The 21,186-nt window shown below is 61.4% G+C and carries 16 protein-coding genes and 1 pseudogene; 9 read left to right on the top strand and 8 right to left on the bottom strand.

Annotated features, from left to right (window positions below):
* Positions 1-176 precede the first annotated feature (176 nt).
* Entirely contained in the window at positions 177-794 is a 618-nt protein-coding gene (gene lexA / locus KBC96_03930; GenBank protein MBP6963537.1) for a transcriptional repressor LexA, read from the top strand.
* A gap of 3 nt (positions 795-797) precedes the next feature.
* Here lexA and KBC96_03925 read toward each other — a convergent pair whose 3' ends face one another.
* Positions 798-1,442 carry a CPBP family intramembrane metalloprotease gene (locus KBC96_03925; protein MBP6963536.1) on the bottom strand — a complete coding sequence of 215 codons (645 nt, stop codon included), beginning with the start codon at positions 1,440-1,442 and terminating at the stop codon, positions 798-800.
* Positions 1,443-1,592: 150 nt separating this feature from the next.
* Here KBC96_03925 and KBC96_03920 point away from each other — a divergent pair, with 150 nt between their 5' ends.
* Positions 1,593-2,681 carry a uroporphyrinogen decarboxylase family protein gene (locus KBC96_03920; GenBank protein ID MBP6963535.1) on the top strand — a complete coding sequence of 363 codons (1,089 nt, stop codon included), beginning with the start codon at positions 1,593-1,595 and terminating at the stop codon, positions 2,679-2,681.
* A gap of 21 nt (positions 2,682-2,702) precedes the next feature.
* Here the strand turns inward: KBC96_03920 and KBC96_03915 are convergent, their stop codons facing one another.
* Positions 2,703-3,101 (bottom strand): helix-turn-helix transcriptional regulator, encoded by a 399-nt coding sequence (locus KBC96_03915; GenBank protein MBP6963534.1) that lies wholly within the window; start codon positions 3,099-3,101, stop codon positions 2,703-2,705.
* Between the two features lie 186 nt (positions 3,102-3,287).
* Between KBC96_03915 and KBC96_03910 the strand changes: the two genes are divergently transcribed.
* From KBC96_03910 to KBC96_03885, 6 genes are all read left to right on the top strand, one after another.
* Positions 3,288-5,924, top strand: a complete 2,637-nt coding sequence (locus tag KBC96_03910; GenBank protein ID MBP6963533.1) for a hypothetical protein — start codon at positions 3,288-3,290, stop codon at positions 5,922-5,924.
* Between the two features lie 2 nt (positions 5,925-5,926).
* The gene (locus tag KBC96_03905; protein ID MBP6963532.1) at positions 5,927-6,736 is read left to right on the top strand and encodes a hypothetical protein; all 810 of its coding nucleotides are present in this window, start codon (positions 5,927-5,929) and stop codon (positions 6,734-6,736) included.
* 12 nt (positions 6,737-6,748) lie between these two features.
* Positions 6,749-9,022: a GAF domain-containing protein gene (locus tag KBC96_03900; GenBank protein ID MBP6963531.1), complete on the top strand. Its 2,274-nt coding sequence runs from the start codon at positions 6,749-6,751 to the stop codon at positions 9,020-9,022.
* Positions 9,022-9,447 carry a response regulator gene (locus tag KBC96_03895; GenBank protein ID MBP6963530.1) on the top strand — a complete coding sequence of 142 codons (426 nt, stop codon included), beginning with the start codon at positions 9,022-9,024 and terminating at the stop codon, positions 9,445-9,447. The genes KBC96_03900 and KBC96_03895 overlap by 1 nt, the downstream gene beginning before the upstream one ends.
* A 65-nt stretch (positions 9,448-9,512) precedes the next feature.
* Positions 9,513-10,019 carry a DUF402 domain-containing protein gene (locus KBC96_03890; protein ID MBP6963529.1) on the top strand — a complete coding sequence of 169 codons (507 nt, stop codon included), beginning with the start codon at positions 9,513-9,515 and terminating at the stop codon, positions 10,017-10,019.
* An 80-nt stretch (positions 10,020-10,099) separates the two neighbouring features.
* On the top strand, positions 10,100-10,285 hold the full coding sequence (locus KBC96_03885; GenBank protein ID MBP6963528.1) for a hypothetical protein: 186 nt from the start codon (positions 10,100-10,102) through the stop codon (positions 10,283-10,285).
* A 220-nt stretch (positions 10,286-10,505) separates the two neighbouring features.
* Here KBC96_03885 and KBC96_03880 read toward each other — a convergent pair whose 3' ends face one another.
* Positions 10,506-12,413: a S8 family serine peptidase gene (locus KBC96_03880; GenBank protein ID MBP6963527.1), complete on the bottom strand. Its 1,908-nt coding sequence runs from the start codon at positions 12,411-12,413 to the stop codon at positions 10,506-10,508.
* A 226-nt stretch (positions 12,414-12,639) separates the two neighbouring features.
* Between KBC96_03880 and KBC96_03875 the strand changes: the two genes are divergently transcribed.
* Positions 12,640-14,361 carry a hypothetical protein gene (locus KBC96_03875; GenBank protein MBP6963526.1) on the top strand — a complete coding sequence of 574 codons (1,722 nt, stop codon included), beginning with the start codon at positions 12,640-12,642 and terminating at the stop codon, positions 14,359-14,361.
* A gap of 64 nt (positions 14,362-14,425) precedes the next feature.
* On the opposite strand, the gene KBC96_03870 is transcribed toward KBC96_03875, so the two are convergent.
* The 5 genes and pseudogenes from KBC96_03870 to kdpC form a co-directional block, all read right to left on the bottom strand.
* Complete coding sequence (locus tag KBC96_03870) at positions 14,426-15,808, bottom strand: DUF4139 domain-containing protein (GenBank protein MBP6963525.1); 1,383 nt, start codon at positions 15,806-15,808, stop codon at positions 14,426-14,428.
* A gap of 94 nt (positions 15,809-15,902) precedes the next feature.
* Entirely contained in the window at positions 15,903-17,111 is a 1,209-nt protein-coding gene (locus KBC96_03865; GenBank protein ID MBP6963524.1) for a DUF362 domain-containing protein, read from the bottom strand.
* A gap of 99 nt (positions 17,112-17,210) precedes the next feature.
* Positions 17,211-19,124 (bottom strand): APC family permease, encoded by a 1,914-nt coding sequence (locus KBC96_03860; GenBank protein ID MBP6963523.1) that lies wholly within the window; start codon positions 19,122-19,124, stop codon positions 17,211-17,213.
* Positions 19,125-19,441: 317 nt separating this feature from the next.
* Positions 19,442-20,527, bottom strand: a pseudogene (locus KBC96_03855) (universal stress protein).
* A 73-nt stretch (positions 20,528-20,600) separates the two neighbouring features.
* Positions 20,601-21,173 (bottom strand): potassium-transporting ATPase subunit KdpC, encoded by a 573-nt coding sequence (gene kdpC / locus KBC96_03850; GenBank protein ID MBP6963522.1) that lies wholly within the window; start codon positions 21,171-21,173, stop codon positions 20,601-20,603.
* Between the last annotated feature and the right edge of the window lie 13 nt (positions 21,174-21,186).

The following is a 21,186-nucleotide window of genomic DNA, read 5'->3' as shown; positions in this document are numbered from 1 at the left end:
CCCTCCGAGAGGCCGAGCGTTCGCAGCCGAATCGCCTGACTCTTTCCAGGCAGATTCCACGGAACGGTCGTGGAGTCCTTCGACGGCTCATGGGGCCAGGGCGTTCGAGACACTCGCTTGACGTAGACGGAAGTCCGGCATACAATCCGAATGAGATTGCCTCAGAGGAGATCGCCATGTCGAAACTGCTCACGGCCAGACAGCGCGCTGTGCTGGAGTTCGTCGTCAGATTCACAAACGAAAAGGGCTACCCCCCATCGATACGCGAGATCGGCGCGGAGTTCGGGATCAAGAGCCTCAGGGGAGTCACGGTCCATCTAGACGCGCTCGAACGGAAGGGCTTCATCCGGAGGGAGAGCCTCTCCAGAGGCATCAAGGTGCTGCGTCCGTCAGTCGAGCCGGCTGCCGAGGGTCTCGCCCGGGTGCCGATACTCGGCACGATCGCCGCCGGCGCGCCTCTGCTGGCAATCGACAACATGGAGGGCGAGCTCTCCGTACCGAGATCCATGCTGCACAATGCCGACACGGTCTTCGCACTGCGCGTCAGGGGCGACAGCATGGTGGGCGCTCACATCCTGGAAGGCGATTTCGTCATCATCCGCGCGCAACAGACGGCGGATGACGGGGACCTTGTTGCGGCGCTACTCGGAGATGAAGCGACGGTCAAGCGGTTGAGGCTGCACGACGGGAGCGCGGTGCTCGCGCCGGAGAACCCCGCTTACTGCCCGATTGCGATGGGTGAGCGGGACTGCAGGCTGATAGGACGGGTCATCGCGCTGGTGCGAGGATACTAGCCGTTAGAACGCGCCCCTCTTCCCAAGGATGATCAGTACGTCGAATGTAAACGCCGCCGCCCAATGGACGACGAAGCACGGCAGGAAGGACTTCGATCTCAGCGCCAGAAAGCCGAGGATGATCCCCGCACCGAATGAAGCAAGCACCTCCTGGGGAGGCTTGCCCAGGTGCAGCAAGCCGAACCCGGCCGCCTGCGCGAGAACAGCAATCAACCCTCCTAGCGACCTGGAGAGGCCGAACAGCGTGAAGCCCCGGAAGAAGAACTCCCAGCAGAAGAGATACATGCCGTAGGTGAGTTCGAAGTAAGCGAACAAATAGAGACTGTCTCCGGCCCATTTCTGAATCGGGTAGTACTGACGGAAGTCACTGCGCGTGGAGGCGTAGATGAGGAACGGCAGCACGGCGAAATAGAGAACCGCCGCCAGACGCATTCCGTGCCGCATGTCTCCAAGGCCGAACCCGAACGAGTCGGGCTCCCGCCGCAGGATCAGCATCACGGACAGCATCGGCACCCATAGCAGAGCAGCGACATTCGTCACCAGGTAGTCGTGGTACTCGTGGTATTCGGCTTGGAACCTGTACAGTCCAAAGATGACAGCCCCGGCGACCAGCGCGGTCACGAGCGATGTCACGCGATCCTTGCCCATGGGAATCGGATTCCTCTCCGGTCCTCGGCACCCAGGTCGAGGACCGTCATTCGAGACGCACGTCATTCTACAACACCGGAAGGCTCCTGTACAACGGTTTTGACATGCCCCATGCGCCCTGATATGATGATCCTGCCTCAGCAACAGATCATGATGACACCGAAGCAGAGAGTCCTGGCGGCGATGAATCAAGAGCCGGTGGACCGCGTACCCGTCTTCCCAGTGGTGACCGCGTACTTCGGGTCGAGAGTCCTGGGCAGGAAGCTCCGGGATATGGCTATGCACCAGGAACTGATCCACGAGGGGTTGAGCGCTCTCCACCGCAGATTCGGCTTCGACGGCTTCGAGATTGGATTCGGCCCTCCGAGAGGCGCCCAACAGCCCAGAACGTCGGTTTGCGACGGGATTACCTATCTGCTCGACGCAAGAGGCGTTCCGACGGCGCGGCTCCCCGAGGACGACATGCCTGTGGCTCTGGCCGCGAAGCCACTCCTCGAGAACAAGCGCGATCTCGACAGGATACCCGTCAAGCAGGCATCCTCATACGTCGAGGAAGGATACACCGACTCCGTGACGCGGATGGTAGAAACCGTCGGGCAGGATGCGTTCGTGGCGGGAGTCGCCGCCGGGCAGACAATGAACTCGCTCGCAGCGTGGCGCGGGTCGGATCAGGCACTCGTAGACCTAACCGACGATCCCATCTTCGTGCGGGAAGCGATGGAACGCGCCACCGACATCTCCATAGAGGCAGGCAAGGCCCTGATTCAGGCAGGTGTTGACGGCATCTACATCGGAGACGCCTGGGCATCCCCCAGCATCATTTCGCCGGCAATGTACGAACGCTTCTGCCTACCCTGTCACCATCGAGCCGCGCGGGCGTTTCAGTCGCTCGGCGTCAAGGTCTACCTCCACATTTGCGGGAACTCGGAGCCGATTCTCGGCCTGATGGCTGACACCGGGGTGGACGCAGTGGAGCCGCTTGACGTGGACGGAGGGGTGAGGCTCGAGAGAGTAAGGCGCGCCGTGGGAGACCGGGTCTGCCTCAAGGGCGGAGTCAGCACCCTGCTGCTGCTTAGAGGAACTCCGGAGGAGGTCTACGCCGAGTCAACACGATGCATCGAAGTCCTGGGGCCGACGGGGTACATTCTGGGGAGCGCGGATGACATACCGAGAGACGCGCCGTTTGAAAACATAGAGGCATTAGTAAAGGCCGGCCGAGACGCCTTCCGGGAATCCTGAGCGTTCGGCCGGCCTCGTTGGTCAACCGTTGCCGTCAACGCTGTTCGGGATCAACCCCAACAACGCGGCGCGACGCATCGCCTGCACCCTGTTCGAAACCTGCAGTTTCTCGTACACTCGCGCCAGGTGGAAATCAACGGTCCGTTTGCTGCAACACAGGCCCGTGGCTACTTCCTTGCTGGACTTGCCCTCGAGCACGAGTTTCAGGACCTCGATCTCCCTTTTTGTGAGCCTGATCAACGTCTCTTCTTGATGCTCGGACGAGTCGATAGTGTCCATTTGTGTGACTCCCGCGCGTACTTCCCCGGAAGCAACGTACAACTCCATATTCGCCCTGCGGCTCTGAGAACTCCGCCGCCGAGATGAATGGTACAGGGCGAAAGCACAGACTATTCTGCGATTGTGACGGAAACACGCCAGACCGGTAAACCAGCATCATGGCCGCATCGCCTTCACGCCATAAGTTTACCATAATCTTCACAGTTTGTCAACCGCGACCGCCCTGCACAGGAATGATTCGGCCGCGCGTCGAACAGAGGAATCGGCGGTTGCGGCCCACCCGTTACCGGCTGGAAGTGGCGATTGAGAGCGCAAGTGGAGGAGCTGATGTCCCGCACAATGCACGTCGTTTCGCATACTCATTGGGACCGCGAGTGGTATCTTACATTTCAGCAGTTCAGGCTTAGGCTGGTAGATCTGATCGACCACCTGCTCGAGATACTCGACACCGACCCCGGCTTCAAGTACTGGAACTTCGACGGCCAGACGATCGTTCTGGAGGACTACCTGCAGATTCGGCCCCAGAACGAGGAGAAGCTCCGCGCGTACATCCGCGATGGACGGATACTCGTCGGGCCCTGGTACCAGCTCAACGACGAATACCTCGTCAGCGGCGAATCCACAATCCGAAGTCTCCTCATCGGACACAGGGCCGCCCAGAAGTACGGCAAACCTATGAAGGTCGGCTATATCCCCGACCAGTTCGGCAATATCTCGCAGATGCCGCAGATCTTTCGCGGGTTCGGAATCGACAACGCCATCTTCGGGCGCGGCTACCAACTTGCGGACGATCGGAAGATGGAGTTCCACTGGGAATCGCCGGACGGCAGCGAGGTTCTCGCTTCACTGATGGCATTCTGGTACAACAACGCGCAGCGGTTTCCGTCGGACACGGAGAAGGCGGTCGAGTACACTGAGGCCATCAGGGAGCGGATGGCTCCTCATGCCGCGGTACCCGAGCTTCTACTGATGAACGGCGTCGACCATCTGGAGGCGCAGAGAGGACTGCCGGACATCCTCAGGCGCGTCAATGAGCGCCTCGACGGCGACCGACTGGTGCACAGCACTCTACCCGCCTACATGGGTGCCGTGAAGGCGGACGTCGATAGGCTCGGTGTACCGCTGCAGACGTTCAGGGGCGAGTTGCGCGAGGACCGGGGTGGATCGGTACTGGCGGGCACCCTGTCAAGCCGTATGTACCTGAAGCAAGCGAACCACGCGACCGAGAACTGGCTCGAGGAGTACATGGAACCGACGTCCACGTTCGCATGGCTGCTCGGCAGCGAGTACCCGGCGGACTACCTTACCTACGCATGGAAGCTCCTCATGCAGAACCATCCGCACGACTCGATCTGCGGCTGCAGCCTCGACCAGGTGCACGACGAGATGGTCCCGAGATTCCAGCAGGTCCAACAGCTCGCGGAGGAGTTCACGAATCGGGGCCTCGGATACGTCTCGTCCCGGGTCAAGACCGACTCCGACGCCCTGCTCGTCTTCAACCCGCTCAACTGGGCGAGGACCGACAGGATACGCGCGACGATCGACATCCCAGCGGGCGATCCCGTCCGCGACAAGCCGGAAACCGATCCGGCCCGGTACGTCGAGGCGATCGAGCTTCGGGATGACCGAGGAGACTTAGTCCCATACTACGAGGTCGGTTCATCACTGCAGGTGAAGCAGGTGCTTTCGCCGATAGAGCTTCCGCTCGCCATGATGGTCCGGCGCTTCGAGATCGAGTTCGTCGCGAGAGACGTGCCAGCATGTGGGTACAAAACGTACACGATCCACCCGGCAGCCGATCATGAGGACGGCATTCAGTCGGACTTCGTTCTCGGCGTAGACAGCATCTCGAACGGCCTGGTGGAGATCAGAGCCGACGGCGGGGGCATCACCGTCCGCAGTCTCGTTGCCCCTCAGATCGGGGATTTCCGAGAGGTAGGCGTTCTCGAGGACGGCGGGGACGTCGGCGACGAGTACCTCTACCGCAAGCCTGCCGAAGACAGAATCGTCACGACCGCCGGTACGAGCCCGGAGGTCACGCTCATGACAGGAGATCCGGTGACCGCCGTCCTGAGGATACGGGGGATGATGCGATTGCCCGCGTCCGCGACCCCCGACGGAAAGGGGCGCTCGGACGAGATGGCCGACTGCCCGTACACGAGCTACTTCACAGTCACCGCCGGCTCGCCGAGGATCGACGCCGTCACGGAGTTCGATAACCGCGTGAAGGACCACCGGTTGCGAGTGCTGTTCGCCAGCGGGATTGACACCGACGTTTCGCATGCGGAGGGGCAGTTCGACGTCGTGACGCGGCCCGTTCGTCCGCCGGCGGACTGGGCTAACGCCGCGCCGTACTATCCTCAGCGCGTGTGGGTCGATGTAAACGACGGTACTCGCGGCTTGACGATTGTCAACAGGGGCATGCCGGAGTACGAGGTCTACGACGACTCGGAGCGAACGGTCGCCCTAACGCTTCAGCGGAGCGTTGGACGGTTGAGCGGCGGATCGGACGCACCGGGAGCGAAGCTGACTCCCGGCGCGCAGTGGCCCGGTCTTCATCGCTTCGAATATTCCATCGTGCCTCACGCCGACAGTTGGGAAGAAGCCAGGGTCTGGGTCCAGGCACACCAGCATGATGTGCCGATGTACTGCATCCAGACCGACGCACATGACGGCGACCTTCCGATGGCGCACAGCTTCCTAGATGTCACGCCGTCAGAACTGCTGGTAACCGCCGTCAAGAAGGCGGAGGACAGGGATACGGTGATCGTTCGGTTCTTCAACATCCTTGACAAGCAGATTCACGGTGCCACCGTCCGAATGGATCGCGCTGCGTCCGCCAGGGCGACCAACCTGAACGAGGAGCCGGAGCGTGAATTAATCATGGGCGCGGACGGCGTCGTCAAGTTCGACGTGCCGGCGAAGAAGATCGTCACGGTGGAGTTCACATTGGAGGACAAGTAGACATGCACATCAAGATACTCGGCACCGCCGCCGCTGAAGGGATTCCCTCGATATACTGCGGATGCCCGACATGCACCAAGGCTAGAGTGCTGGGCGGCAAGGAATATCGCAGCCGTTCGTCGGCAGTGTTCGGCGGCAGGCATCTGATCGATCTATCGCCGGACATCTGGTATCACACTACGATCCTGGGACTGAACACGGTCGACCTCGAGAACCTGTTCATCACGCATCCGCACTTCGACCATTTCTCCTTCCGGGAGCTGCACTGGCTCGTACCCGGGTTTGCCAAGTGCCACCCAAATCCGCTCAGCATCCACGGGAACAAGACGGTAGTGACGCGCGCGGCCGAGGTGCTCGGCAGCCACGCGGACACCACGGCCACTCTGCACGAACTCGAGCCGTACAAGCCGGTCGAGGTCGAAGGCTACACTTTCACGCCGGTCGTTGCCCTGCACATGCCCGACGATCTCTGTTTCAACTACGTGGTGCAGTCCGGCGGATGGACGGCCCTCTACGCGTGCGACTTCGGCGAATACCCGGAGGAGACATGGGATTTCTTCAGGAAACACGCGTTCGACGTGGTGATCTCCGAATGTACGAGTGGGCCCGGCTCGGGAGGAAAGGGGCATATGGGGTTCGAAAAGGTATTTGCGATGAAGCACCGCCTGGAGGAGATCGGCAGTTTCGCCGACGGCATCTACGTCCTGACGCACTTCTCGCACAATGCCGGAGTGTTACACGAAGAGATCGCCGATTGCGTGGCCGCGGAAGGGATCCAGGTGGCCTACGACGGGATGGAGATCACTATCTAGGAGGGCTCTCTGATGAGAGACCTGCACTGGGAACTGTCCACTCTATACGAGATCGGGCGCATGCTCTCCGCCAGCCCTGAGCTTCACGACCTCGCGCAGACCGTCGTCGAGGCGACGGTCAACCTCGCCAATGCTGATGCGAGCTGGATAGCCCTTCACGACAAGCAGAGGAAGGTCTATTTCTACGGCGCGAGCTACAACCTGCCGACAGACGTCGCAAGAGGCCTGGTAGACTCCCTCGGGGGCCAGTTCCCCGCCGAGTCGGCGACCGCTCTCGAGCCTCTGATCCTGACTGAGATTGCAGAGCACCCGGGACTTCGCACATTGGCACGCAAGAAGTCGCTCGGGGCGGCGGTCATCGTCCCGATAGTCCACAAAGGCTCTCCCGCCGGGATTCTCGCGGCGTTCTGGAACAAGTCGGGCAGGATACTTTCCGAAAGGCTCGAGCCGGTGTTCCTTCTGGCGAATCAGGCGGGGGCGGCCATCGAGACCGCCCGACTGCTGGAAGAGGCGCGGCACCGTTCCGACGCGCTCGACGCGATCTCGAAGGTGGCGCAGACAATCGGCGCATCCACGAACACCCGCTGGGCGCTGAACGTAGTCATGGACGAGGCTAATCGGCTTCTCGGCACGGACATAAGCAGCGTCAGGCTGATCGAGCCGAGCACCGGCGACATGGTCATCCGCGCTTCGCAGGGGCTCGGCAAGCAGACCATGAAGCGAATCCGGCTCAAAGTAGGCCAGGGGGTGCCCGGCTGGGTGGCAGAGCACGGAACGCCGCTCATAGTGAACGACTGCCGGTCCGAGCCGCGCATGGACTATTTCCCGAACGATGCTGAACCGATTTCCTCGATGGTCTCAGTCCCGCTGCTCCTCGAATCCAAGACAATAGGAGTCCTCACGGTCGCGTGCACTGAGCCGAAATGGTTCACGGAGGAAGACCAGCACCTACTGCTCTCCCTCGCCGGACAGGCGGCGGTTGCGATAGAGAACGCCCGGCTGTACGAACAGGCGAAGAGGCGTCTATCGGAGCAGAAGATACTCTACCGTCTCGCGCAGGAACTGGCGTCCGCCCTCGACGTTCCGAGCGCCCTCACGTTCGTCGTATCGCACATGTGCCTGTCGTTCGGCGCGAAGTTCGGGTCCATCAGGCTGCTCGACGAGACGGGAATGTACCTGCAGACAGGCGCGATCTACGGCCTGTCCGACGAGTACACCCGGGTTGCCAACGAGAACGTGCAGGTATCCATAGCGCCCGACACGCCGAACGGGCAGAGTCCGGCCGCGCTCGCCATCCGCAACAAGAAGATTTATGCGATCAGCAACGTGTTCAAGGACCGCCGATTCGCGGCCTGGCGAGAGATGGCGCGCATGGAGAGCTACACGTCCGTGATCGCCGTGCCGCTCATTCCGGCCGATGAGCCGATCGGGGTGTTCAGCCTCTACTTCAGGGATGCGAAGAAACTCCAGCCCTCCGAACACGAACTGCTGCAGACGGCGTCGCGCACGTCCGCAATCGCACTGCAGCGAGCGCTGCTCGACGAGAGACTGCTCAAGGAAGAGGTTACGCGGCGCGCACTTGAGGAGATCAGCCATCTCAAGACCGAGTTCGTCTCGCTCGTATCCCATGAACTGAGGACGCCGCTGACCTCGATCCAGGGTTACGTTAAGACCATACTGGCGGGACACTCGGGCGAACTGAATGAGGTGCAGACTGAGTTTCTCACAACTGTGAGCCGGAACACGGACCGGCTGGTGGCGCTCGTGAACGATCTGCTCGACATATCCAAGATCCAGTCCGGGCGACTCGACCTGGTGCTGACGCCGGTGGACCTCACCGAGGTGTGCGAGCACGAACTAGAATCGCTGAAGGCCCTTGCGGACGAGAAGAGCATCTCGATAGTGACCGACGTGGAGGCTGACCTGCCGCCCGTGCGGGCGGACGCGAACAGGCTCGGACAAATCCTCGCGAATCTCGTCTCGAACGCGGTCAAGTACAGCGCCGATTCTACTACCATCAAACTGACCGCTTACCGCGTGGACAAGAACGTGTTGATCAAGGTGATAGACACCGGCATGGGAATCGCACCTGAGGAGCGCGGCAAGCTCTTCCAGATGTTCTACCGCGGAGAGAGCGATTCCGTCAGACAGATCCGAGGGACCGGACTCGGGCTGGCGATCACGAAGCATCTGGTCGAGATGCACGGAGGAAAGATCTGGGTCGAAAGCGAAAAGGGTCACGGCAGCACCTTCAGCTTTACGATACCGATCGCCGCAGTCGGATAGTGACGAGCCTCGCGGTCGGCACGCCGAACGCATACGAGGGAGGTGGAGACATGGCCAGGGTGTTGATAGTGGATGACGAAGCGGATGTAGTCCGCCTGCTCCAGTTCAGGTTTGAGAAGGAAGGTTTCGACACGATCACCGCCGCGGACGGGCAGAGCGGGCTCGCGCTCGTTGAGGCGGAGATGCCTGATCTCGTGATACTCGACATAATGATGCCTCTGATGGACGGCATGGAGGTTCTGCGGCAGATCCGCTCCCGCAGGAAGACCTCCAAGGTACCCGTCATCATGCTTACCGCGAAGACCGCGAGCATCTCCGTGGACGAGGCGAGGCAGCTCTGGGTATCCGACTACATTATGAAGCCGTTCGACCCAGAGGTGCTCGTCAAGAAGGCAAAGAAGGCGCTGAAGATGCCGACCGAGTGACCCGGCGGCCGACGTAGAGACGGCCTGTCACTCCGAGTATCCCATACGCACTCCAGGAGCATGCAGTGGCCCGTTCTGAAGCAGCAAGGTTCAGTTTCAGACAGTATGGCAGCGCTTCTCAGCAGTTCGAGAACGAGTTGGTCGCACAGCTCCCGGGGCTGTTGATAACTCAGTTCACCGTGCCGCAAGCGCCCCGGAACGGCCATCACGGCTCGACAGGTCTCAGGTTCGACTTCATGGACGACTGGTACAGCGTCGTCGCGTACCTGGACGACGAGAAGAGGCCGACGGGGTACTACCGCATCTCGTGCCAGTCCCCCCTGCACCAGGCCGACGGGACGTGGAAGGGAGTCGGACTCGTGCTCGAGGCAGACGTGGAGCCCGACTGGCAGTACTCGATCCTGCACGAGGAGGAGTTCATCCAGGCGGTGGAAGACGGATGGATGCGTGTGTACTCGGCCGCCAAAGCGCGCCAGGCTCTGCGGGACATCTGCAAACTGCTCGACGCTCACAGCCTTCCTCAGGAAGTCATGGATGCCCTCGGAGTCGAAACCGGGAATTCTGACAGGTAAGCGCCTATTCCCCCTGACCCGATACTCTGTCTGACAGCAAGATCACGGCAAGGCCGGTCAGTATCAGGGGGGATCACCTGTTGGAGAAGAGCATTTCCTTCACTCACGAGGAAGCGACCGCGCTGCTCGAGATGTCACTCTGCGCCTCAGGTCCGGGTTCCAGCGAGGCCGCGGACAGCGCGCTCAGAAAGCTGGGCGACCTTTGCAGGCAATTCGCGCTCGACGAGGACAGCCGGGGGTTGTGTCCCCTCCGAGCGGCGCCGTAGAGTTGACGACGCGTTCACACCGTGTTCCCAAAACTGGTAAAATTACCTATAGCAGATGAGCCGAACCTGTGTTAGCATAGTTGTACCGCGCAAGGGGCAGGCGGTAGACTCGATAGCCTCCCTCAGGCTAACGCAAACAATCCCGTCTCTACGGGACGCACGGCCGGATGCCACCAGAGTCTGCCATCTGCCCTCCTTATTTCATCGCCCTACGACAGCTCTAGTTGAGTTTCCGCACGTCATCCGCCTTTCGCACCCGGATCACCGGCAGACGAACCCCCGTGCCTTCGGGGGACTCGACCGAGCTGATTCCGGTCACGGACAGATAGTCACCAACAGCCGGTTTGGGCGCGCTTCCCACGAACACCTTGAGTCCCTGGAATCCCGATCCGTCTATCAGCCCGGAACCATCCTCGAGGTAGAAATAGTTCCAGCCGACGGACTTGACGCGACCCCAGACACGCACCAGCAGCCCGCAGTTGTAGAGACCGACGCCGGGCGTTTCGCCGCCGTACGCCGCGAGAGCGCCGCCAACCGCCCGAGCCGGCATCCCCAGAGGACGGGGCAGCGTACCGGTCCCGTCAGGCGTCACGGAAGGGGTTATCAGCGCGCGCTCGCCGTTCACCGACGACAGCTTGCCGTTGACTCTCACCCGGTCGCCGATCGCCGCCGCGACGGTTGTGCCGGGTCCGCAGTAGACCATGACACCCGCTGACCGATCGGCCTCCTCGATGTAGAAACGATCGCCGAAATCAGTGATTCCAGCGGTGACCACCCTGCCGGGAAGACTCACATTCGCCCCGTCCGACTGACCGAGCACCTCGCCGATGCTTGCATAGACGGTCGGGCTCTCCGATAGGGACCTGAATGCGTTGATCCTTCCCCACCCCGAGAATCGGTCCCATCCGGTCGCGCCTATGTCGTCGCAGGTGCGCTCGATCTGATCGCGGACCTGCCGGTTATCCCAGGTCGGGTTGTGCGCCCAGATCAGGCCCGCCAGTCCGGAGACAAAGGGAGCGGCCGCGGATGTTCCCGACATGGCCTCGTACTCGGTCCACTCCTCAAACCACGGATCGTAGTAGCCGGGGACCGCGCCGTAGATGTTGTTGCCGGGCGCCAACACGTCGAGCGAATCCCCGTAGTTGCTGCCGCCGAGTATCCAGTCCGCAGAGGTGCACCGGCGGTCATACTCGTTGGACGCGCCGACAGAGATGCAGACCGGATAGTACGACGGGTAGTGACGATCGGTTGCGTCGTCCAGGTCGTCATTGCCACTCGCCGCGACTACTAAGCATCCCGCGTTCCATGCATAGTTCACGGCGTCCTCGAGCGCCTGCACGTGATCGTAGGTCCCGAAGCTCATGTTGATGATCCTGGCACCGTGATCCACGGCCCAGATGATTCCCTCCGCGGCGCCGGCCTCGTCGCCCTCACCGGTCGAGTCGAGCACCTTGATCGGCATGAGGAGCGCGTTCCAATCCACCCCCGCAACCCCTTCTGCATTGTTCGTATTGGCAGCCGCCACGCTGGCGACGAAGGTGCCGTGCATGTGGTCGTCATCGGTATCCGACGAGCCATCAAGGGCATTGTACCCGTCTATCACTTTGCCGCCGAGGTCCCAATGGTAGGACTGGATGCCGGTGTCCACGATTGCGATAATAGTTGAATCCGAGCCCTGCTCGATGTCCCATGCCTCCGGCGCGTGGATGTCGTACCGACCGTCGGGGTTGTAGAGGCCCCACTGACCCCCGCTGGGGATGCATATCTCCAACTCGGGGATGCACCATTCCTGGCCCTCGAACCACTCGTCGTCGGGCATGGTGGCGTCAAGGCGCAATACATGGTTCGGAGCGGCCCATACGACATTGGGGTTCTTGCGGAACTTCGCAACGGAGTCCTCTACGGAGCGGCCGGGTTTGAGCTTAAGATGATGCACGCCGATGCGCGGCAGGGACCGGCGAACCGTCGCCCCCAAGGCGGCCGACACGAGGTTCGCCCTGGCACCGGGTTTGAACTTGACTAGTATCTCGCCGTCTCTGTACCTCTCGCGGCCGGCAGCCGCAAACGAGACGGACAGACCGAAGAGGGCTATCATCAGGAAAAGGATGCTTCTCTTTGCGCGGAACATCGGGGATACCTCCTGGCAGGACGCACAGGTCTTCCTACATGATATTATACCATGTCGAGCGGCTTTCGCCGTCAGTCCGAGACGAACCCGGTGAATACGGGATTTGCCATGCGCCAGTTGGTTTGACTCGGAATCCGACGCATCTGTTCCAACTACATCGGGTTGCCAGGGGTATATCCATCTGATAGAATGGCCGAGACCGATTTCAACCTCATGGGGACTTATCATGGCAAAGGCAACAGCGCTCGCGGACAGCGCCGCTAGGATGGAGAAGAACACTCCCGCGATAGGGGTCTTCTGCGCGGGCGACCCCCGCATTGACAAAGACAGCCGCCAGCGATGCCGGAACATCGTCAGGATGGCCGCGGACGCACTTGCCGGCGGGGTCAAGATGCCCGACGGCTCGCCCGCCCGGGTCGTCTACACACCGATACTGGTTGATGGAGAAAAGCAGGCTGATGCGGTCGCCGCACAGTTTCAGGACGCAGGCGTCCGGGTGCTCGTCTGCACGCCCGACACATGGGCATTTCCTCAACTCAGCGTGATATCACTCCTCCAGCAGTTTCCGAAGGACACGCCGATAAACTTCACCTGCGGGAACAGCGGGCCGAAACCGGGAGTCGTTTTCGCGCACGCGGTGAACGGCGCGCTCGCCCAGTACGGCAGGCTCTCCCACCTGAACGTCGGCACATGGCCTGATTCCGGCCTCAAGCCCGTCATGACCGACCAGACCGCGCAGGCGCTCACGGACTGGGCTTCGGCGGCCGTAGCAACCCAGGCGTTGAAGGGCAGCCGCGTGGTGGTCTTCGGACACGACTCGATGGGCATGGAGACGGCGCTGGCGCACATTCTTCCCACTCGCAGGCAGTTCGGCATCGAGATCACAAGGCTCGACATGAAGCTCCTGGCTGACATGCTTCAGAAGGAGGGCTACGATCCGAAGGAACTGAAGGCGTTTCGCGCGTTCATTGACCGGCATGTCGGGGAGAGGCTGGAACTCCGCGACCAAGCCGACTCGGAGCGATTCGATCGGAGCCTCGCGCTCTACCTCATCACCCGCGACCTGATGCGCGACCTGAACGCGGTCGGCGGCGGTTTCATGAGCCAGCTGGAGTGGGGATCGGACGCGCGGGGCATCCCCCTGCCCGTAGCCGACGCAATGGAGTCGTTCTTCAACTCGACGTTCGATCACAACGGACGGAAGGTCCCGATTCCGTTCGCGACGGAGGCCGACGTACAGGGCCTGCTCACGATGCTCTTCATGAGCGCCCTCACCGGCGGGAATCCGCCCCTCTTCATGGACTTCCGCAAGGTCTGGGAGCGCTGGGAACTGGAGGCATTGGCGGCGAAGTCGGGCGTGAAACTGCCGAAGAATCAGGTGTGGGCCGAGAAGGGACTGGTGGACGGAGACAACTCCGGCAGCGCGTCGCTCGACTGGGCGGCGAAGCCCGGCGCCTCCGTGAAGGAGATACTGTCGGGGGTGAGCATGCCGCTGGCGGATGAGGGGTACTTCCCCGGGCTCGGGAACTCGGTGACATTCGTCTCTCCGGGAGGACTCGAGGGCATCGCCGGCAGGATCACTTACAGCAGCCTCTCCGACATGTTCGGCCTGAGTTGGGACGAGGCGACGACGGCCGACGTGCCTGAGAAGCTGGCGACCGCGCTCGGTCAGAGTACCACTCCCACTTGGCCGCACACCTTCGTCGTGCCGAAGTACGCGAGCATGAACGAGTACAAGCACTACCCGCCGGCGAACCACCTGCACATGATCCAGGGACTCAGCGTCGCCCGGCTGCAGTACTGGATGGACCTCAACAACGTGTTCTCCCAGGCGAAGTGGGCCGCGAGACCGGCGTTCGTCGAGGGAGTGGACCGCCCGACGCCGCTCCTATACCTGGTGAACGGCGGCGAGGACAACGCGAAGCTGATGCTCGGCAGGAAAACCTAGTCGGCCGGAGACATGCCGTCAGCGCCGGAGTGACCCTCCGGCGCTGACGATCCTCGAATCCGATCTACCACTTGGTCCGGGCGGTGTAGGTAACCTTGACCTCGCCGTCCTTGGGCACCTCGACCAGGAACTCGGCCGTGGAGGCATCCTTCTTCTCGTACTTGTGGCTCGACTGAAGGATTCTCCAGTCGCCGAAGAGATGCTCGACGACGGTGATCGTCACCGGTGCATCCTTGTGGTTGCGCAGGCTGATCTCGAAACTCTCCTCGACCTCGATGTTGCTGATCCGGCGGAAGTTGGCCCGCGTGTGCTCGCCGACGATGTCGAACGCGTCGCCGAGGTAGAGGCGGATCTTCTCGTCCTTCGGGGTGTGATCTATCTCATCCTCGCCGACGAAATGCTGGTTCGCGCCGGCTTCCTGCTTGTAGACGCGAACGCGCCCCTTCGGGAGCGGGATACCGAGGTTGTTCTCCCTGGTGTTGGCGATCTCGACCAGCACGTTTACCTTCTTGTTCGCCGACACATCGTAGCTCTCGCCGGGCCGGTAGTTGCCGTAGCGGTAGGACCACCACCACTGCTTGCGCCCATCGTAGATGTAGATTTTCTTCGACGGCACCTGCGCGGCGGTCATCAGCGTGATCTGCTTGGTCTCCTTGTCTCGGACGGTCGTCTTCCCCTGAAGCGTGTAGAGATGGTACTCGAAGAACGACTTCTCCTCGAACTGGGGAGCTGCGGCAACTCGAGCCATCTCGAGTCCGCCGAACCCGCCCTCGTAGTCCTTGTACTGCGGCTGAATCCTCCGCACGTCGCCTGCCATGAGATTGAGCGATGCGTTCTCGTAAGTCGCGCCGCTTCCGTTGTTCAGCGTAACCCACCCGGTGATGTCCACGAACTTGTCGAGCGGATCCACGACCGCCACGTAGTCCGCCATCCAACCCACGCCGTTCGTCAGGTAGGAGACCTGCGTGTTGTGCGCGCCCGCCTTGTCCGCCTCGAGCTTCCACATGAGCGTCGGCGTGGACACCAGTCCGCCCGGAAGCTCCTGAACCTCGATCTCGCCCGACGGGTCGAGGAGTATGCCGGTCGCGGTCTGGATGACCCGACCGTTCTGTGCGGAACTAAGAAGGACCCCATCCTGCTCGACGACTCTGCCCTCGACAATCCGGCGAATCTTCACCTTCTTGCCGATCGACTTGTTCAGGATCGTGTCGGGGCTGACCAGATCGTACTGGTAGTTCTGCTCGCGGACGACGACACCCTCGGGATCGGTGAGCGACTTGAAGGCGACGGACGTCGGCTCGATCTGAGACGCGACATCCAGCACGGAGACGTAGTTGATCCCCTGTGTCAGGGTCATCTCCCTCTGCTCCTTGACGAGGGCGAAGTTCTGATTGTAGACGGTAAGCTCGACATCCTTCGGCTCACCGGCAGTCCCGGCCGCGAACACCGGGGTGAAGGCGATCAATGAAACGATGAACAGCAGAAGCACTTTCTTCATGGCACTCTCCTCTCGGATACGAGACTGGATACAATCATTAGACTCACTTTCCAACGGATGCTTCACTTCGGAACAGGCGCCGCAGTTTCCTCCTGACCCGCCGCGCGGCCTCGACGAAACTCCTGAGCGGGCTCATCGCGAGTCTGATCGCCTGCTCGGGGCACACTTCCTGGCAGCAGTAACACCGAATACACGCCGCGTAGTCAACCCGCAGGTTCTTACCCTTCCCGGCTATGGCCTCAACCGCGCAGGTCTTCACACAGCTCCGGCAGCCGGAGCACCTCTTCCGAATGAAGACAGGCTTGCGCACCAACTGGTTGCGGAGCATCCGATATAGAGGTTTCGGCAGGCGGCTCACGATATCCCCTCTGGGAGGCATGAGGAAGTCCTCGATGCGCACTTCGCTCACCGCAGCACCGACGACCTGTATCTGCGAGAGATCGGCGACACCGACCCCCTGCTCATGCGCGAGCCTGAGAGTAGGAATCTCCATCGGATCGACGCCAGCGGCCGCGCAGGCGACCGCATCGAGCGCGACCGGATCGGACGATGCGATGATCACGCCGAAGGTGCGCCTCCGACCGGCAGCCGGACCCTGCCCGTCCATGCCGACGATGCCGTCCATGATCGAGAGAGTCGGCCGGACCGCTCGAAGCAGGTCCACGAGTATCTGAGCGAACATCTCGGGATTGCTGCCCGCCTGAAGGTGGTACTGCAACTTGCGACGCCCCGGAATCAGGCCGAAGAGGTTCTTGACCGCTCCCGAGAGAAGCGTCAGCTCGTGAGTCTTGAACTTGCAGACACTGATCAGAGCCTCTCCACCATTGAGAGCCTCGGTCAGCGTTATGCTGCGAAAGACTCGGGCATCGGGTACCTCGCGCTCCATTCGGCGTTCGTCCAAGCGGAGCGAGGTCGCCCCGGTTCGCTGCAGAACGTCGGCCATGCCGGTGACTCTCAGGAGATGCTCGTAGCCCACCGGAGTGTCGGCGCGGATCGAGGGGCAGTCGCCGATCACGCACCTGGCTCCGGACGCGGCCGCGAGGCCTACGACCGCTTCGACGACAGCGGGATGCGTAGTGACGGCGTGTTCCGGCGGATGAGGGGACAGCAGGTTGGGCTTGATGAGCACCTTCTCGCCGAACGTGACGAACCGCTCGATGCCGCCTATAAGGTCAACCGCTTCCCTAACGGCCCGGAGGACGTTCGACGGCGTGTAGTCTTCGCACTTGACGATGGATACAGCAGTTCTCACCGGCGCCGCCTTTCCAGACTGATGCCAGTGAACTGTTCGGCGCGGGACGATCTTCGACCTGCCTCTGCAAGAGACACGCCGGTCTCACGAGCGCGGTTGTCACAAGGATGGAGTCTGGCGGGCAGCAGCACGGCGCCTGCCGTTCATCCGCCCGGCAAGATGGTATCGGATATTCGACGTGACGATACCGTCCTTGAACAGGAGCGCGAACTTGAGCATGAGTCCGGACTGGTTGTGGAGAATGCGGTGCCACCACTTGCCGGTCACGAACTCGGGGAGTACGACAGTGACCATCTGGTTGCCGCTCTCCTCCTTGACTTCGTCGAGGTACTCCATCAGCGGACCGACCAGCGACCTGTATGGAGATTCGAGGATGATAAGAGGGATTCCACCACTCCACTTGTCCCAGCGTTCCACAAGAAGTTCGGTATCGAGCGGATCGGTCTCCACGTGTATCGCACGCACCTGTGCGGACAGGGACTTCGCGTATTCCAGTGCGGGCAGTACACCCTTGTGCAGCGACGGAGTCAGAACGAGTACCACGTTGTCGATCGGAACAAAGCTGTCCTCCGGGGTAAGTCGGAGTTCGTTGCCGAGAGCAACGTAGTGCTTGTTGATCCTCGAGAACACGTATACGAGTGTCGGTATGAGAATGAGAACGATCCACGCCCCCTCCGAGGCCTTGGTGACCGCCTGCACGATGCAGACGATCGCGGTCGCGACGGCCCCCACTCCGCTGATGATCACGCCGCGACGCCACCCCCGCTGTCTGAGGCGGATGAAATGCCTGACCATTCCCGACTGCGACAGCGTGAACGAGAGAAACACACCAATCGCGTACAACGGTATCAGGGCATTCACTACCCCCCGGAACACTACGATCAGGGTGACCGCAAGGAGCGACAGCACGACGATTCCGTTTGAGTAGACGAGTTTGTCGCCGAGATTGTAGAGTTGTCTAGGCAGGAAACGGTCACGCGCCATGATGGAACCGAGGCGCGGGAAGTCGGCGAAACTCGTGTTGGCGGCCAGTATCAGTATCAGAGCAGTGGAGACCTGGAAGAGATAGTAGAACCAGTTCCTCCCAAAGACCGCTGCCGCGATCTGCGACGGCACGGTCTGGTACCCTGCTGCTGTCTGCTCCATCGGAATCACGTGCCCTTTCCACGCGACGAAAGAGATCCCTATGAACAGTGTCGCCAGCAGTGATATCATGATCACCAGAGTCGCTGCAGCGTTCTTGGACTCCGGGGGGCGGAACGCGGGTATCCCATTGCTCACCGCTTCCGTCCCGGTCATGGCCGCGCAGCCACTGGCAAATGCCCTCAGGATAAGAAAACCCAGCAGGAGACCTGACGCGCCGAGGTGCACCGGTTCGGGCACGGAGCCTGCAGGCGGAGGAGGGACAGCAAAGCCGGCATCGGTGAATATCCGGTACACACCCATCGCCACGAGCGTCAGCGCGCTCCCGACGAAGACGTAAGTCGGCAGGGCGAACAGCGCTCCGGACTCCCGAACACCGCGCAGGTTCGCGAGGGCTATGAATATCACCACGCAGACGGCAAGCTCGACGTGATAGTGCTGGTAGTGGGGCAGAAAGGATAGAACGGCCGCAACACCGGACGATACGCTTACCGCCACGGTCAGGACGTAGTCGATCATCAGGGCGGCTCCTGCAAAGAGGCCCGGAGTCGTGCCGAGATTGTCCTTCGCCACAATGTATGCCCCGCCGCCGGAAGGATACGAGAAGATCGTCTGGCGATACGAGGTGGCCACTATCGTCATCAGGGTAACGATCGCGACGGCGATATAGATTAGCGCGTTGGAGTGCGTGATCAGCAGCGGGCCGATGAGGATCAGTGCGAGCAGAATTTCCTCAGTAGCGTAGGCGACCGATGAGATCGGGTCCGATCCGAAGACGGGCAGCGCGATGAACTTCGACAACCTCTCATGTATCGCTCTCGAGGAGGGTATGGGATTCCCGATCAGCAGTCGCCTGATCCAATAGAGCATTTCATCCTCCGGGATCCGACGGGCTTGCCGGTCGATGCCGGATCACCCGTCGACTCAGCCTCGTCCGGCATGCGCACGCACCATCCGCGTCGGGGATGAGTGACACCGCAGTTGGCCTTTTGCTCGACCTTCACGCAGCAGTGCAGGCGGGTTGCATGCCGGGGACATGCGCACATCGCCGCGAAGGAAAGTCCAGGAGTCGCTGCGGTAGTTGTCACTGCGTTCCCCTCGCATCCGCACAGTTCGAGTACTGCCAGTGTAGCAGATGCTGTGTGAAGCAGGCGTGAACTCAGGCTGGACAGACATTAAGATTCCGTTCATTCTTCCTCTTCGGTGTGAGCGATCACTAGGATGTCCACATTCTTTATCTCGCGCATGATCCGGTTGACGATCGAGCCTCGCACGATCTCGTTCCATCGCCTGCGTGCGGACTGCCCCATCACGATAAGCGTGGTCCCGGATTCGCGCACGTACTTGATCAGTTCCTCGGCGATGGAGTCACCCTGGAGTTCCGCCCACTCGCCGCCGAGGTTTCGAGTGAGGTCGCGGACTTCCTCGAGGATGTGCAGTTCCCTCCTGCCGGGCGTCGAGCCCGGCACGCGCACGTATACGCAGACGAAGTCGCCCTGAGTGCGCCGCGCTAGCCTGTAGCCCCTGCGAACGAGCTTCAGCGAGAGCAGACGAGGAGCGACCGCCACGACGATATGCTCGCGCGCGAGCTTGGCCTGCTCCATGTGGTGGTTCTGCATGTACTGATGCAGCTGTACGTCCACCTCATCGGCGGTCATTCGCAGAGCAAGCTCCCGAAGCGCCACGATGTTCCCCTTCTTGAAGAAATTGGCGAGCGCCTGGGAGATCTTCTCTTCGCGGTATATATCCCCGCGCCTCAGCCGATTGATTACGGCATCCGGGGTCAGGTCCACCAACTCCACCTCGTCCGCTTCCATGACGACGGAATCCGGAATGGTCTCCCTCACTCGAACGCCGGTCAGCTCCAAAACCGTGTCGTTAAGGCTATCCAAGTGCTGGATGTTGAGCGTCGAGATCACGTTGATGCCGGCGTTGCGTATCTCATCGATGCTCTGCCATCGTTTGGCGTGGACTGTGCCGGGGACGTTGGTGTGAGCCATCTCATCCACGAGGACCCATTCGGGTTTGCGCTCTATCACGGCGGCCGTGTCCAGCTCGTGAAATGTCTTGCCGCGATATTCGATCTGCTTCAGAGGGATCTGCTCGAGACCCTCGATCAGTTCCGCTGTCGCGGGGCGTCCGTGGGTCTCGATGAGGCCGATCACCACGTCTTCCCCGCGCGCGAAACGTCGGTGGGCCTCCGAGAGCATCCTGAACGTCTTGCCCACTCCGGGCACTGCGCCGAGGAAGATCTTCAGACGGCCGCGACTATCGGCGACATGCGATCGCAGTTCGGATTGTTCTTCGGTCACTATGGAACCTCGAGAACGGATAGGACGAATGGGATCATGGCAACCCCTGGAGAGCCATATTGAGCCGGAGCACGTTCACCCTCGGCTCTCCGAGAATGCCGAACTGCCGGGGCGTCGTGTTCTCGCGGATGAGATTTCGCATCTCGGCGAGCGTCATCCCCCGTACGGCGGCGACCCGCGCGGCCTGGGAGTATGCGTTCGCAGGAGAGATGTCCGGATCCAGCCCGCTCGCTGACGCGGTCACCATGTCCACCGGGATCGCGCCGCGCCTCAGCCCCGGGTTCTCCCTGATCAGTCTACGAACGTCCGCGCTTACGCGGTCTCTGAGCACCCTGCTAGTCGGCCCCAGATTCGAGCCGGCCGATGCCGATGCATCATAGCCTTCTCCCGCGGCAGACGGTCGAGGATGAAAGTACTCGGGCCGCGAGAAGGCCTGTCCGATCAGCATCGAACCCACGATGCAGCCGTTCCGTTCCACCAAGCTCCCATTCGCCCGGTCGGGCCACACTACCTGGGCGATGCCTGTGATCGCCCAGGGATAGAACAGACCGAGCAGGACCGTACTGAGCAGGATCAGTTTCGTAGATATCACGACGTGCCGTAACATGGTTGAGACACCT

Source organism: Armatimonadota bacterium (genome assembly GCA_017993055.1).
In the GTDB taxonomy this organism is placed as follows: Bacteria; Armatimonadota; UBA5829; order DTJY01; family DTJY01; genus JAGONM01.
The sequence above is the reverse complement of the archived record's forward strand: the minus strand, read 5'-3'. Positions and strand labels throughout refer to the sequence as shown.

What these genes read in the sequence shown, in the direction of transcription:
- lexA (MBP6963537.1), top strand. Translation starts at nt 177, where the DNA reads ATGTCGAAACTGCTCACGGCCAGACAGCGCGCTGTGCTGGAGTTCGTC.
- KBC96_03925 (MBP6963536.1), bottom strand. Translation starts at nt 1,442, where the DNA reads ATGGGCAAGGATCGCGTGACATCGCTCGTGACCGCGCTGGTCGCCGGG.
- KBC96_03920 (MBP6963535.1), top strand. Translation starts at nt 1,593, where the DNA reads ATGATGACACCGAAGCAGAGAGTCCTGGCGGCGATGAATCAAGAGCCG.
- KBC96_03910 (MBP6963533.1), top strand. Translation starts at nt 3,288, where the DNA reads ATGTCCCGCACAATGCACGTCGTTTCGCATACTCATTGGGACCGCGAG.
- KBC96_03905 (MBP6963532.1), top strand. Translation starts at nt 5,927, where the DNA reads ATGCACATCAAGATACTCGGCACCGCCGCCGCTGAAGGGATTCCCTCG.
- KBC96_03900 (MBP6963531.1), top strand. Translation starts at nt 6,749, where the DNA reads ATGAGAGACCTGCACTGGGAACTGTCCACTCTATACGAGATCGGGCGC.
- KBC96_03880 (MBP6963527.1), bottom strand. Translation starts at nt 12,413, where the DNA reads ATGTTCCGCGCAAAGAGAAGCATCCTTTTCCTGATGATAGCCCTCTTC.
- KBC96_03875 (MBP6963526.1), top strand. Translation starts at nt 12,640, where the DNA reads ATGGCAAAGGCAACAGCGCTCGCGGACAGCGCCGCTAGGATGGAGAAG.
- KBC96_03860 (MBP6963523.1), bottom strand. Translation starts at nt 19,124, where the DNA reads ATGCTCTATTGGATCAGGCGACTGCTGATCGGGAATCCCATACCCTCC.
- kdpC (MBP6963522.1), bottom strand. Translation starts at nt 21,173, where the DNA reads ATGTTACGGCACGTCGTGATATCTACGAAACTGATCCTGCTCAGTACG.